The sequence below is a fragment of the Zhongshania sp. genome (assembly GCF_041623545.1).
Classification (GTDB): domain Bacteria; phylum Pseudomonadota; class Gammaproteobacteria; order Pseudomonadales; family Spongiibacteraceae; genus Spongiibacter.
In genome coordinates this window covers 1-12,417 of record NZ_JBFJWS010000070.1, presented here as the reverse complement: position 1 = coordinate 12,417, position 12,417 = coordinate 1, and the positions used below count along the sequence as shown (strand labels likewise).

The window sequence follows — 12,417 nt, the reverse complement described above, 5'->3', positions numbered from 1 at the left end:
TACGGCTATTACATGGACCGTCAGGAAGCGAAATTACGTGCCCGCCTTGAAGGTACTGGTGTTCGCGTTGAGCGAGTTGGCGACAATATCAAGCTGATTATGCCCGGCAATATCACCTTCGACACCGGTAGTTCAGCGATCAAAGGCGGCTTTCACAGTGTCTTAGACAGCGTGGTTTTGGTAGCGAAAGAGTTTGATAAAACCCTGATGCAAATTAATGGTTACACCGACTCAACTGGTTCATTCCAGACCAACCAGAGTCTGTCTGAACAGCGCGCTAATAGCGTTGGTCGTTACTTTATGAACCAGGGTGTGGCTGCTAGCCGCGTTCGCACCACAGGCTATGGTCCACGTGATCCCATTGCTGACAACAGCACGGCTTCAGGTCGCGAGCAAAACCGTCGCGTTGAAATCGAAATGCTGCCAACGCAGTAATACGCGTTATGATGATGCAGGGGCGCCCAATATGGTGCCCCTTTTTTATGCCAAAAGTTTAGAGGGGCAGTGATATGAGAGTTAAGTTGATGATGACGGTGATCCTAGGGCTATTGCTCTCGGCATGTGCCGCGCTCAACCCCATAGAAAAGCCTCAGGTGGCGATTACCCATATTAAAATGGCGCCCAGCAACGGCTTCCAGCAGCAACTGCTGGTTGGTTTACAGTTGGATAACCCCAATAGCTTTGCGGTAAATTTGGGTCGTTTGCGTTATCAGCTGAGTTTGCAGGGGCAGGCCTTAGCAGGGGGGAGCTTGAATGAGTCCTTTAGCTTGCCGGCCAATGGCCGTACCCAAATTGTGGTGCCAGTCGATGTTAATCTGCTCAGTGGCTTGGGCGTTTTACGAGCGATAATGGGAAGTATGCAGTCAGACTTGGATTATCAATTAAGCCTTACCGCCGCGGTAGAAAATTTCGGCCTAGGGGACATTACCATTAATAAAAACGGCAAGGTGGGTTTGGGCGCCTCGGCGCCGTAAACCCATTGTGCACCGCGGCTTTAGGCCGTGCGCGCGGCGCTCGCGATGTTGCTACCACTCAAGCTGTCATGCAAGGCGAGAAGTTGCTGGGTAAGCTTATGAGAGGGGGCAAAATGAATCATTGGGCTTTGCCGGCTGCGGGATTCTTTCATCTTCACTGAGCTACTCAGGTATTGCGCAAAAATGGGCAGCCCATTTTGTTTCATGCTTTCAATTAATTGGGTAGGCAGGCTGGCTTGGGCCTGGAATTGATTGACCACAATACCCTCTAGCTTGAGTTCTTCGTTGTGATCTTCCCGAATTTCTTCCACGGTCTCCATGAGGCCCATTAAAGCGCCCTGAGAGAAGCTATCGCAATCAAAGGGAATAAGCAGTGAGTCGGCAGCGATCAGGGCGGAACGGCTGTAAAAGTTCAGCGCTGGCGGTGTGTCGATATAGATATGCTCGTATTCCTTCTGTAGCTTATTCAGGGCATCGCGGAGCTTATAAATTTTGTGCCTGGTCTCGAGTTCACGCTCGATGACCGCGAGTTCCGGGTGCGAGGGCATCAGATAGAGATTTTCAAACTCGGTCTCATATATGCAGTCGGCGGCTTCTTTGCTTTTGCCGAACAGGGATAATTTCTGTTTAAAGAAATCGGCGGCATTATCTTCTAAGTCGCGAAATTGGCTACCAATCAGGTATTCGCTGCTATTGCCCTGAATGTCTAGATCAATTACGAGGGTTTTAAAGCCCTTCCAAGCACTGATGGCCGCCAAATTACAGCTAATGCTGGTTTTGCCAACACCGCCTTTCTGATTGAAAATCACCCGCTTCATGAGTCTGTCCCGAAGATGTGTTGCTGAAAAAGCGAATCCTAGCAGTTCTCATGCCACGGTGCTATGACCGCTGGTCGGTGGATGGCGCGTGACCCCGCCAATATCGCATATATGCTAATAGTGACAGGGTTCGGGGGCGCTAGGCTTTTTTGCGCATCCATGCGGCGGTGCGTAGCGCACCGAACAACATGACGACCGCATAGCCTTCAGCTGGGTTTGTGTAGCTAGCGTGAACTTGTTTGCGGAAAACAATACATTCAAACGCGTGGGCAACTAAAAAGGCGATGCCGACCCACTGTAGCCATGCACTTTGTTCGCCCAAGAGTGGAACAAAAAAGTTCACTGCAAAACTTAGCCAAAAAGCCAGCATAAATACTTTGCCAAAATTGTTCATAGTAACGGGAACCTTTGTCCTTATTGTCAGTGGAGGCATAATGCGGCATTGGCGAGATTGCTTCAATCTAAGTTAAGATCTTGTAACGTAAAATAGGCATGAATACGATGTATACAGGAATTGTTCACGGCGCTTATCCATTGACGTCGGTGTTACGTAAGGCCGGCTTGAGCCAATTGGCGATCGAATTACCGCCAGCGTTATTAGTGGATTTGAGCATTGGCGCCAGTGTTGGTCTAGACGGCGTCTGTATGACGGTCACTGAAATTAATGGCCAGCAAATTTGTTTTGACGCCATGCAGGAAACCCTCACATTAACGACGTTAGGCGGCTTAGACGTCGGCGACTTGGTGAATGTCGAGCGTTCAGCGAAGCAGGGCGCCGAAATTGGTGGCCACAATATATCCGGTCACGTTGATGGCTGTGCAGAAATCATTGCTGTTGAGGAGTCGGAGAATAACTGCAGTCTGTATTTTCGATTACCGCCACAACTGACGAAATATGTATTTAAAAAGGGCTTTATTGGGGTGAATGGCTGCAGCTTAACGGTTGCCGATTATCAGCCGACCGAAGAATGTTTTAGCGTGTGTCTGATTCCGGAGACGCTGCGGGTGACTAACTTAGGGCAAAAGGGCGTCGGCGATTGGGTCAATATTGAAGTGGACCGCCAGACCCAAGTGATAGTTGATACCGTAGAACGAGTATTAGCTGAGCGCGATAGTGCTTGAAATATTTGCTATCTGGGGATGATACGGAGCTATGGCTTGTAGTTCATGGCGAGCTTTAAGGCATTGTCGCTCCTGCGAAGGCAGGAGCCCAGCTCACGCAACTGCGCACAGGCGAGTCGGTAGCGCGAATGCCATAAGCCAGAAGGATCCACTACGTTTACATGGATACCCGATCGGGGTCGGGTATGACAGCAAAATAAAAAGCTCGTCGTCCCTCTGAGAGGGCGGGTCCCAGCTCGCCGCGCATCAAACATTTCGCGGCGAGCTGGGAAAGCTCAGCTCTCAGGCATTAAGTTATTAACCCTATCGAGGGCATCCACGTATTCATTGATTAGCCTGAAGATTACTGCGCGGGTCGATTCGACATGATTCATCTGCCCGACCACTTGGCCAACTGGATTGAAAGCCACTTTTTGGCAGTCGCCAACAGACGCATACTTTGCGGTGCGGCGAATGCCGTCTCCGCTCACTAGGCCCTGCAAAGGCATGCCGAGAGGGTCGGGCGTGTCGGCGCGGTCCCAGGCCTCAGTCCATTCATTTTTCAGCATCCGGCAGGTTTTGCCGGTCCAAGAGCGGGAGCGCACGGTGTCTTCGCTGCTCGCCTTCAACAGTGATTCTTTTTGTGCTGGTTCGGCGTGTGCCTCTTCAACCGTTAACCACAGCGAGCCGGTCCATACCCCAGCACAGCCCATACTCATTGCCGCGAGCATCTGTTGGCCAGTGCCAATGCCGCCAGCAGCCAATACGGGTACTGGGGCGGCAGCTTCAACACACTGTGGCCAAAGCACTACCGAGCCAACGTCGCCGGCGTGACCTCCGCCTTCACCACCTTGAGCCACGATAAAATCGAGCCCCGCTTCTTTGTGGGCTTTGGCTTGCTTTACCCGGCCGCAGAGCGCGCCGACTAAGCGGCCGCTATCTTGAATCATTTTGACTTTGTCCGCGGGTGGCGTGCCCAAGGCATTGGCGATCAGTTTGCATTTAGGCCGAGTGAGGGCTTCCATCAGTAGCGGCGTGGCGGTGGCTTCGGTCCAGCCGAGTAGTCCCATGCTGTGACTGCCGTCTGGCCACTCAGGTACGCCGGCATCGGCGAGCAATTTCTGGGCGAAATCGATGTGTTCTTGAGGCACCATTTTCCAAAGTTCTTTTTCGAGATCCTCGGGGCTCATGTCGCCCATACCTTCATACTTCTGTGGGATCACAATATCGACGCCGTAGGGCAGGTCGCCAATATGCTCATCTATCCAGTCCAGCTCGGCCTTGAGTTCTTCTGGTGAGAAGCCCACCGCGCCAAGTACGCCAATGCCGCCGGCCTTGCTGACGGCGACCACGACATCGCGGCAATGGGTGAACGCGAAGATGGGGTACTCGATTCCGAGCTTTTTACATAATTCGGTATACATTATTAGCCTCTGCCTGCTAGCGGCGCGCAAGTCGAACGCACCATAAGTTGATAGCACCAGTATTGCGGAGGCCTACTCTGTGAACAATGGCGGAAGCAATCAATTGCTAATGACGAAAAAGATCAGCAAAAATTAGCCGGTAGGTCGTCGGGGGCTTGTGTATCTAGCTTGCGCAGCGTAAAAAGTGAGAGTCAGTTCTCTGTTGTTCTTATTGGAATACTGTTTAACATGGACCAAATCCAATCTACGAGTGCACAAATTTTACTGTTGCAGATTCGCCATCGGGCCTTAGATGAAGAAATAACTCAGCTGGCAGCTAACCCCTACCAAAACCAATTATTACTTCAGCGCCTTAAGAAAGAAAAATTGCGTATCAAGGATACGATTGAATTGCTCAAGGACGATTTAATTCCGGATTTAGATGCCTAGCTTCAGAGTGTGCGCTTCACTATGGCGCAAATAAGGTAGGTTATGACATTGGCGTGAGATATGTCTTACGCGGCGTGCCGGTATATTCCACTATTGAATTTTGGAGAAAGGGGGATAATAGGCATTGTCTGGAAGGCCTAGGCATTCAACGGATTGAGTGCGACATCGGATGTCGAAATTCTAAAAGCCGGAGCAAGTAATTGCTTCGGCTTTTTTATGCGTTGAGCTTTGGTCTGTGCTTGCTTATGCTCGGCATCTTTTCTTTAGGTTTGGGCCAATATGAGCGATCGGAATTTTGACGGCATCGCAGATCGTTTCCGCAAAAATATTTACGGCAATCCGAAGGGTGAGTTACGCCTAGCGCTGTGCTGGCGGGAGTTATTGGCCCAGCTGCCCGCGTTGCAGCAATCAAACACATTGGCAGTCTGGGACGCGGGTGGTGGTTTAGGACAGATGAGTGTTCGTCTCGCTGAACTTGGGCATCAGGTGCACCTGAACGATATTTCGGCTGATATGCTTGCTATTGCCCAGCAAGCTATTACGACGGCAGGCGTCGGTGAGCAGCTTGTGCTTGAGCATGGTTCAATTCAGACAGTGGTGGATTCTCTTGCCAAGCAGCAGGCCTTCGATTTAGTGCTCTGCCATGCAGTTCTAGAGTGGGTGAAAGAACCTCGGGAAGTGATTGCGGCACTGGTCGCGGGAATGCGCCCGGGCGCCCACTTGTCACTGATGTTCTATAACCTCAATGCCTTGATTATCAGCAATATGGCCAAGGGCAACTTGTATAAGCTGCGAGATCGGGATTTTGCTGGTCACCCAGGCGGGCTAACGCCACCTGCGCCACGTCAACCCCAAGAAATGATTGCGCTGCTTGAGGCGGCAGGCCTCGAGGTTGTCGCTAAGCGGGGTATTCGTTTAGTTTACGATTTAATGCCCAGGGCGGTGCGGGCTGAGCGCAGTATCGACGATGTATTGGCCTTAGAGTGGCAGTACGGCGACCAAGAGCCATTTTGGGCGCTGGGCCGCTATGTGCATTTACTCTGCCGGTTGCCGAGTTAAGCTAAGTAGCAGTTCGGATTTAGCTGTCGCGAAACTGAATGCCGAATTTCTGGTAGACCGAGCCGAGAATCCACAGCGGGCCAATCAGTAAAAACAAAATATTGGTGAAGAACGAGGGTTGTTGGGATTCGGCTTTGTGGCCTATGAACTGCATTACCCAAGCAATAATCCAGATTGCGCCGGCTGGAATCCACAGTGCTAGTGGTACATAGGTTTGGTACAGCATTATGCCCGCGGCAATGATAAGTACCAATGGCAGCATTCCCAAAGCGAGCCGAGCGGATAAGTAGCCATAAAAAAACATCGACGCAATGAGCAGTATTTGACCGAGGTTCGCACTGGTGTAGGGAATGTTCACCAGCCACAGCAAGGCTACCGTGCACACGGCAATTGCGGGTACACACCAAATATGGATGGCTTTATTGCGGGGATTTTGGTGTGAGGCGTCGTATTCATCTAGCCACTGGTTTAGGGTGCGCACAGCAGATGTCTCCAGTAGGGGGTAAAGCTCGTAAATTAGGCTAAGCCTCGTCCACCGTCAATGGCCGAATTGACTGGGGTGCATTGGCATTTCGACAACCAGCGAATTTAGCTCAGCGCGATGCGTATAAAAGCGCGAGTCTTTTTACGGCCAGCGATGGCGGCGCCAAGGTCTAATGCGCGCATTTGCATACCGTATTTTTTTATTAGGCTGCGATGGGCAATGGCACTCTCTTCGGCATTAAGTATGTATGCGGTGGCAGCGTGGTCTTCCCCTAAACGCTTTCCTAAAACCGTGCAGGCCGCGATTTTGCACTCGCTGAAATTGCGCAAACGTTTTACTTTCCCGGCATTTCCTGCCGAAAAAATGTAGAGGGAGTTTTCGTCGCCGGCGCACCACACTGGTGTGGCGACAAAACTGCCGTCACGTTTTTTGGTGCTGAATAAAATATAGTTGGCTTTATGTAAGGACTTCATAGCGCTGGGCTTATTCACCGTTAGAGAATTTGCGCTAGTGTGGCGTGTGGCGCCGAGACTGGCAAGAGCGGCGTAATTAGCTTTGCAAGGAGGGGCTTGATGTTATTTGCCGCCAGTGACGGCGGCAAATCTGGCATCCAATATAAGTAAGCGGGGTTGGAGGTGTTTTCCGACTAACTTAATACAGTGCGGCGATACAATAAAAAAGCCCGGTGAGTACGATGGAGATCAGGCTAAATTTTGCACCCTGGTGCGCAAACTCATTTAAGGTGTCGTTTGTTGTGCGCGTTTCGGTATTCATGTTGTTCTCCTAAAAGAGATTGTTAATTAGCCCAGACCGGCGAAGCTAGCGACAATGCCAACCGCGACAATAGTTAGCAGGCTGTATTTGGCGGCAAGTTCAGCAAAAACATTGAAGTCTTGGCTTTCGATGGCAGCTTGTAATTGGCTCATGGTATTTCTCCGTTATTTCGTTGTTTGCTAGGTGTCTTGATGACGTAGCCAGTATACGAAGAATCAATCTTTTTTTGGGTTACTGATGCGGTGGGCGTTTCGAGGGTGTAGTGCTATTTTGGCGTGGTATTTAATTTATTGGTCATGTGTCTTAGCGTGTAAATACAAGGACTTAGCCCTTGTATTACCTATAGTTTAACTAACCGTTAAGCGCCGGTAATCATGGCGCTGGGGTTAAATCCTTGTAATGCAGTGATTTTATTCATTTTTTTACTGAAAAATTAAGCTGAATCCGCGGCGAAATCGACGGTTATATTAAAATCACTAAGCATCTCACCCACTAAAAATGTTTCGACTGCGACGGCGCCACGGGCAAACCAATCCTTTGCTTCCTGCAGTGTACCTATTTCGTAAACTAATACCGGCCAGGGCAATCGGCGCAAATCGGCATCGATGGGCACACAGTGTTTATCGCAAAAGACGACTTCGGGTTTAAGGGCGGCGAGGGTGGCGAGCTGCCAGTCTGGCCAATAATCAAAAACGGCGGCGAAGCGCTGCCAGCCTTCATGTTGGGCATAGATTAAGGCGTCTAGCTCAAAGCTAATCAGCAGACAGCGATCAGCTATCGGCCTCAGAATATTAATGACGGCGTCAACCACTGTCGCCGTACCAAACTGGCAGAGGCTTTCTGCTTTTATCTCTACATAAGCATTTGCTGCTGGGTAGGCGTTTAATAAATCAACAATATCCGCCAGTGGGCACATCGGATTGTTGGCGAATTTGTCGCCAAGGCGCCCAGCCTCAGATGCGTGTAAGGTTAGTAGTTCCTTGGCTGTGAATTCCCAGATCAGTCCATCTGTACCACACATACGCGCTAAATTTGGGTCGTGGAAGACAAAGGGCACCGCGTCGGCGCTGAGTTGAATGTCGAGCTCAATATTGAGCGCACCTGCAGCAAGTGCCTGTTCAAGCGCTATATATGTGTTTTCTGGGTAGTGCTGCCGCCAGCCGCGGTGGGCAATGAAGTTTATAGCCTGCATGGGAGCCTCATTTACATGGCGGGGTCGCTGTCTAATATCTTAACTTTAGCTGTAAATGCTGCTTTGTGGGAGCCTATTTTTCGGGCTAAATTCGATCGGCAAATGGCGCGGCTGTTTTTACTCGCTGACGTTACGCAATACAAGCTTAGCGGCCTATAATGGCTGCCGTAATACCTTTGTTTGGAATATTTGGAGACCCTATGAGCGTGGTATCGATTAAATCCTTGTTGGCTGGCGAGGTCGCGACGGGAAGCGACATTGAAGTGCGCGGTTGGATCCGCAGCCGCCGCGACTCCAAGGGTGGGTTTTCATTTCTGGCGCTACACGACGGCTCGGCGCAAGCGGCCATCCAAGTGGTTGCACCGGGTGAGCTGGCTAATTATCAGGATGATGTCTTGCGTCTGACTGCGGGCTGCTCGGTGATCGCCAAAGGGCTGCTGGTCGAGTCACAGGGTAAGGGTCAGAGTTTTGAAATACAGGCCAATGCTATTGAAGTCTGCGGTTGGATCGATGACCCAGATACCTACCCAATTGCCAAAAAACGCCACAGCTTTGAATATTTGCGCACGGTTGCGCATTTGCGGCCCCGTACCAATACCTTTGGCGCTATTACGCGTGTGCGCACGGTGTTGGCCAATGCGGTGCATCGCTATTTTTACGAGCGCGGCTTTCAATGGATTAATACGCCGCTGATTACGGCCAGTGACTGTGAAGGCGCTGGCGAGATGTTTAGAGTCAGTACCCTCGATTTAATGAATTTACCCCGCACGGAGCAGGGCGAGGTAGACTTTGGCGCTGATTTTTTCGGCAAAGAAGCGTTTTTAACTGTCTCAGGCCAGCTCAATGCCGAAGCCTATTGCTTGGCTATGTCCAAGGTCTACACCTTTGGCCCTACCTTTCGCGCCGAAAATTCCAATACCAGTCGCCACCTCGCCGAGTTTTGGATGGTGGAGCCGGAAATCGCTTTTGCTAATCTGGACGATGACGCGGCGCTAGCCGAGGATTTCCTCCGCTATTTATTGGCGCAGGTACTCGAACACTGTGAGGATGACTTGGCGTTTTTTAATCAATTTGTTGACGACGGCGTTTTGGCGCGCGCTCAAAACGTCGCGAGTACGCCCTTTGCGCGTATGGACTACGGCGACGCAATTAAAATCTTAGAAAAATCGGGGAAAAAATTTGAGTACCCGGTGCGTTGGGGGCTAGATATGCAGTCTGAGCACGAGCGTTATTTGTGTGAAGAGCACGTTGGTGGCCCACTGATCGTGACCAACTACCCCAAGGACATAAAGGCCTTTTATATGCGTCTCAATGACGATGGTAAAACCGTCGCAGCGATGGACGTATTGGCACCCGGTATCGGCGAAATAATCGGCGGCGCCCAGCGCGAAGAGCGCCTAGACGTGCTGGATATGCGCATGGCCGAGCAAGGCCTAGAGGGTTTGGAGTGGTATCGTGACCTGCGGCGCTACGGCACGGTCGCCCACGCTGGTTTTGGTTTGGGTTTTGAGCGCCTACTGAACTACATCACCGGTATGGACAATATCCGCGATGCAATTCCATTCCCGCGCACGCCGAAGCATGCTGATTATTGAGTCGGCGGGGACGCTTGATGGGAGACGGGAGGCGCAATCGCCTCTTCTTTTACTGCATACAGCTACCGAGCAATTTTTACTTCGTCGATAAATAGACCCCTGCCTCCGCAGGGGTGACTACCTTGTATTAACCTCCGTGTCATACCTGCATATTTCGTCTTACTTGCGCAGGCAGGTATCTATATGAGCATAGCGAATGCCTTAGCGTTCAACGTCTCCCGTCAAGCGTCTCGCCGTTAGGCCAACACAAACATCAGCTTCCGCTGAAAATCATCCAGCTCAGACACCTTCACATTCACAATCTGCTCTAACTGATAATTACTGTGGGCGCTGTATAGGCGCAGGGTGTCGGCATCGAAGCTTAGCTTTTCAGTAATGGTGCGGGCTTCCACAAAGCCGCTGATCCCGTAGTCGACTAATTCGACAGTGAAACCGCCGCCATTAACGTGGGCAATGCGCGCGCTGTATACCGTGTCGCTGGTATTAGTGGCGAGGTATTGATATTGCAGCCACTGTTCCATTTGGTTGCTGGCTTGGCGACCATTGCGCAAAGCGTCTTGCAGTGCGTTTGCGATTTCTTCGTTGGGGCCTTCAATTGTTTCGCCGCGCAACTTGGCGCGAATACAGCGCTGTACAACGAGGTCGCTGTATTTACGCAGTGGTGATGTAAATGTGGTGTAGCGTTCGAGCCCGAGACCGAAATGCGGTTTAGGCTCCGCGCTAATCGTGCCGGGCTGAAGCATACGCGCAAAGATGCTGCGCAGGGGCAGGCTAGAATCGCTGGCATCGCAGGCTTTTATCAGCGCCTTATAGCCTTCTAAGCTGCTAATGTCACAGTCACCCAGCCCAGGTAATTCTTTTGCAATTACCTTTCGAACATTATCCAAACGGTCTTCTCGCAGCCCCGCGTGGCTAACAAATAGGGTCGGGAAATCGCCCAGCCACTGAGCGGCGCTGCGGTTGGCGGCGAGCATGCACTCTTCGACTAAGCGGTGAGCATCGTTGCGCTCAACTTTGACAATACTTTCGATTTTCCGCTGCTCATTAAGCTGAAAGTGAAAGTCAGGTTGCTCGGGCATCACAATGTGATGTTCGCGACGATAGCGATTCAATGCTTGGCTTGCAGCATAAAGCGCGTTTAATGATGGGTAACCGAGATCCATGTTGCCGTGGATATGGGCGTGAACGTCGGTGTAGCTCAGTTTGGCTTTGGAGTGAATCAATGCCTCACAAAATTGAATGTCACTAATGACGCCATCAAGGTCGATTTGCAGGGTGCACACCATCGCAGGTCGATCTTCATTAGCGAGCAGAGAGCACGCGCTTTGCGAAACGCTGTTCGGCATCATGGGCTGATTGAAGCCCGGTAGATAAACGCTGCTGGCGCGCTGTTTGGCGGCAATATCGATGGGGCTGCCGGGGGCAATGACCGCGCCGGGGTCGGCCACCGCAATTTTCAGTATCCAGCCTTGGTCATTACTTTGCGCCCATAGCGCGTCGTCCAGGTCGCGGGTTTCAGCGGAGTCGATGGTAACAAAGGGCAGTTCGCGGAGATCTTCGCGGCCGTCACTGTAGATATCGTCGGTAATGCCGCAGCTAGCTGGCCAGTCGCGTGGCAGTTTAAATTTACGCTGGGTGTATTTGCCTTCAATGCCGGGTTGATCTGGGCTGCCGATGTTTTCTAAAACCTTGACTTGAGATTTGCCGTCTTTAAATGGGTGTTGGGCAACTTGGCAGTACAGTAAATCGCCTTCAGCGCATTTTTTTCGCTGTGACGGTGGAATAAACAGCAGTTTATTGAAGCGCGGTAGATCGGGCTCTACGAAATGACCTTGCCCCCGAACGACATAACGGCCGGTGAAGCAGTCCAGCGGGCTGTCGATCAGCTTTTCTAGCTCGGCTTTAAACTTGCCTTTGTCGTCGGTGTGCACGGTAATTTTAACGCGGTCGCCGGGAAATACCCGTTGCATATCGTCTGGGGCCAGAAATACATCGCGCTTGTCGTCGAGGCGAACAAAACCGAAACGGCGCTGACTGCCGCGAACTTCGCCTTCACCTTGGTCTTTGGTGTCGATAATATGAGTTTTGAGTTCGCGGAGTTGCTGCAGGGCATTTTTGTCGAGCATGGAGGTGTGGTACCTGTATTCGGGTCGCTAAAAAGGGGTACAGGGTAGCGGAAATGCGCTGCTGAGTCTTCCGATATCAAAGTAATAACGGTTGACAATGATGGCCATCGCTTTTAATAATCAAGCTACGCTGTGTTGTATGGAGCGGGCTGTTGCCGCCAAACTCTTATAGCCCCTGGGCTTACAGTAATAAACCTTCCGCGCTCCGCGCCCACGCTGCGCCGTCGCAGTACTTTTACACCCTTCTTTTAGATTGTTTTGCTCGCCCCCTGTGGTTTTCTCGGTCTTATCGTGTTCACGGTTTGAAGGCGATGATGTGCCGACTTTTATCGATGTTACTAACAGAGAGTCCCCTATGGAAAAAATCTTTGTTCTTGATACTAATGTTCTATTGCACGACCCAATGGCGCTAAGCGCCTTTCATGAGCATCGGGTGGTGAT

16 protein-coding genes are annotated in these 12,417 nt (G+C 51.2%); 7 read left to right on the top strand and 9 right to left on the bottom strand.

The features are described from left to right. The coding region (locus ABYT30_RS08930) for an OmpA family protein (RefSeq protein WP_373096081.1) at positions 1-435 on the top strand (435 nt) is incomplete at its 5' end. A gap of 74 nt (positions 436-509) precedes the next feature. Beyond that, positions 510-974 carry an LEA type 2 family protein gene (locus tag ABYT30_RS08925; RefSeq protein ID WP_373096079.1) on the top strand — a complete coding sequence of 155 codons (465 nt, stop codon included), beginning with the start codon at positions 510-512 and terminating at the stop codon, positions 972-974. A 20-nt stretch (positions 975-994) separates the two neighbouring features. Here the strand turns inward: ABYT30_RS08925 and ABYT30_RS08920 are convergent, their stop codons facing one another. Together ABYT30_RS08920 and ABYT30_RS08915 are read right to left on the bottom strand one after the other, a co-directional pair. Further along, complete coding sequence (locus tag ABYT30_RS08920; RefSeq protein WP_373083509.1) at positions 995-1,792, bottom strand: ParA family protein; 798 nt, start codon at positions 1,790-1,792, stop codon at positions 995-997. A 139-nt stretch (positions 1,793-1,931) separates the two neighbouring features. Continuing rightward, on the bottom strand, positions 1,932-2,186 hold the full coding sequence (locus ABYT30_RS08915; RefSeq protein ID WP_373083508.1) for a DUF1145 domain-containing protein: 255 nt from the start codon (positions 2,184-2,186) through the stop codon (positions 1,932-1,934). Between the two features lie 98 nt (positions 2,187-2,284). Here ABYT30_RS08915 and ABYT30_RS08910 point away from each other — a divergent pair, with 98 nt between their 5' ends. Beyond that, positions 2,285-2,914 (top strand): riboflavin synthase subunit alpha, encoded by a 630-nt coding sequence (locus tag ABYT30_RS08910; protein WP_373096077.1) that lies wholly within the window; start codon positions 2,285-2,287, stop codon positions 2,912-2,914. A gap of 275 nt (positions 2,915-3,189) precedes the next feature. On the opposite strand, the gene ABYT30_RS08905 is transcribed toward ABYT30_RS08910, so the two are convergent. Continuing rightward, the gene (locus tag ABYT30_RS08905) at positions 3,190-4,317 is read right to left on the bottom strand and encodes a nitronate monooxygenase (RefSeq protein ID WP_373083506.1); all 1,128 of its coding nucleotides are present in this window, start codon (positions 4,315-4,317) and stop codon (positions 3,190-3,192) included. 228 nt (positions 4,318-4,545) lie between these two features. On the opposite strand from ABYT30_RS08905, the gene ABYT30_RS08900 reads away from it, so the two are divergent. Together ABYT30_RS08900 and ABYT30_RS08895 are read left to right on the top strand one after the other, a co-directional pair. Further along, entirely contained in the window at positions 4,546-4,746 is a 201-nt protein-coding gene (locus tag ABYT30_RS08900; RefSeq protein ID WP_373083505.1) for a YdcH family protein, read from the top strand. A 279-nt stretch (positions 4,747-5,025) separates the two neighbouring features. Then, positions 5,026-5,805, top strand: a complete 780-nt coding sequence (locus tag ABYT30_RS08895) for a methyltransferase domain-containing protein (RefSeq protein ID WP_373096075.1) — start codon at positions 5,026-5,028, stop codon at positions 5,803-5,805. Positions 5,806-5,824: 19 nt separating this feature from the next. On the opposite strand, the gene ABYT30_RS08890 is transcribed toward ABYT30_RS08895, so the two are convergent. From ABYT30_RS08890 to ABYT30_RS08870, 5 genes are all read right to left on the bottom strand, one after another. Then, positions 5,825-6,286, bottom strand: a complete 462-nt coding sequence (locus ABYT30_RS08890; protein WP_373083894.1) for a DUF962 domain-containing protein — start codon at positions 6,284-6,286, stop codon at positions 5,825-5,827. A gap of 107 nt (positions 6,287-6,393) precedes the next feature. Then, positions 6,394-6,762 carry a PPOX class F420-dependent oxidoreductase gene (locus ABYT30_RS08885; RefSeq protein WP_373083892.1) on the bottom strand — a complete coding sequence of 123 codons (369 nt, stop codon included), beginning with the start codon at positions 6,760-6,762 and terminating at the stop codon, positions 6,394-6,396. A gap of 178 nt (positions 6,763-6,940) precedes the next feature. Further along, complete coding sequence (locus ABYT30_RS08880) at positions 6,941-7,063, bottom strand: hypothetical protein (RefSeq protein WP_373096074.1); 123 nt, start codon at positions 7,061-7,063, stop codon at positions 6,941-6,943. 26 nt (positions 7,064-7,089) lie between these two features. Further along, positions 7,090-7,215, bottom strand: coding sequence for a hypothetical protein (locus ABYT30_RS08875; RefSeq protein WP_373083888.1), 126 nt, complete (start codon positions 7,213-7,215; stop codon positions 7,090-7,092). Between the two features lie 281 nt (positions 7,216-7,496). Then, the gene (locus ABYT30_RS08870) at positions 7,497-8,255 is read right to left on the bottom strand and encodes a glycerophosphodiester phosphodiesterase family protein (RefSeq protein ID WP_373096072.1); all 759 of its coding nucleotides are present in this window, start codon (positions 8,253-8,255) and stop codon (positions 7,497-7,499) included. Between the two features lie 200 nt (positions 8,256-8,455). On the opposite strand from ABYT30_RS08870, the gene asnS reads away from it, so the two are divergent. Beyond that, complete coding sequence (gene asnS / locus ABYT30_RS08865) at positions 8,456-9,850, top strand: asparagine--tRNA ligase (RefSeq protein WP_373096070.1); 1,395 nt, start codon at positions 8,456-8,458, stop codon at positions 9,848-9,850. Positions 9,851-10,086: 236 nt separating this feature from the next. Here the strand turns inward: asnS and ABYT30_RS08860 are convergent, their stop codons facing one another. Beyond that, positions 10,087-11,976, bottom strand: coding sequence for a VacB/RNase II family 3'-5' exoribonuclease (locus tag ABYT30_RS08860; protein WP_373096068.1), 1,890 nt, complete (start codon positions 11,974-11,976; stop codon positions 10,087-10,089). Positions 11,977-12,331: 355 nt separating this feature from the next. Between ABYT30_RS08860 and ABYT30_RS08855 the strand changes: the two genes are divergently transcribed. Next, positions 12,332-12,417, top strand: an 86-nt coding sequence (locus ABYT30_RS08855; RefSeq protein WP_373096082.1) for a PIN domain-containing protein, incomplete at its 3' end; no start/stop codon positions are given.

Excerpts from the sequence above, each read along its gene's own strand:
- ABYT30_RS08925 (WP_373096079.1), top strand. The coding sequence starts at position 510 with ATGAGAGTTAAGTTGATGATGACGGTGATCCTAGGGCTATTGCTCTCG.
- ABYT30_RS08920 (WP_373083509.1), bottom strand. The coding sequence starts at position 1,792 with ATGAAGCGGGTGATTTTCAATCAGAAAGGCGGTGTTGGCAAAACCAGC.
- ABYT30_RS08915 (WP_373083508.1), bottom strand. The coding sequence starts at position 2,186 with ATGAACAATTTTGGCAAAGTATTTATGCTGGCTTTTTGGCTAAGTTTT.
- ABYT30_RS08910 (WP_373096077.1), top strand. The coding sequence starts at position 2,285 with ATGAATACGATGTATACAGGAATTGTTCACGGCGCTTATCCATTGACG.
- ABYT30_RS08905 (WP_373083506.1), bottom strand. The coding sequence starts at position 4,317 with ATGTATACCGAATTATGTAAAAAGCTCGGAATCGAGTACCCCATCTTC.
- ABYT30_RS08900 (WP_373083505.1), top strand. The coding sequence starts at position 4,546 with ATGGACCAAATCCAATCTACGAGTGCACAAATTTTACTGTTGCAGATT.
- ABYT30_RS08895 (WP_373096075.1), top strand. The coding sequence starts at position 5,026 with ATGAGCGATCGGAATTTTGACGGCATCGCAGATCGTTTCCGCAAAAAT.
- ABYT30_RS08885 (WP_373083892.1), bottom strand. The coding sequence starts at position 6,762 with ATGAAGTCCTTACATAAAGCCAACTATATTTTATTCAGCACCAAAAAA.
- ABYT30_RS08880 (WP_373096074.1), bottom strand. The coding sequence starts at position 7,063 with ATGAATACCGAAACGCGCACAACAAACGACACCTTAAATGAGTTTGCG.
- ABYT30_RS08875 (WP_373083888.1), bottom strand. The coding sequence starts at position 7,215 with ATGAGCCAATTACAAGCTGCCATCGAAAGCCAAGACTTCAATGTTTTT.
- ABYT30_RS08870 (WP_373096072.1), bottom strand. The coding sequence starts at position 8,255 with ATGCAGGCTATAAACTTCATTGCCCACCGCGGCTGGCGGCAGCACTAC.
- asnS (WP_373096070.1), top strand. The coding sequence starts at position 8,456 with ATGAGCGTGGTATCGATTAAATCCTTGTTGGCTGGCGAGGTCGCGACG.
- ABYT30_RS08860 (WP_373096068.1), bottom strand. The coding sequence starts at position 11,976 with ATGCTCGACAAAAATGCCCTGCAGCAACTCCGCGAACTCAAAACTCAT.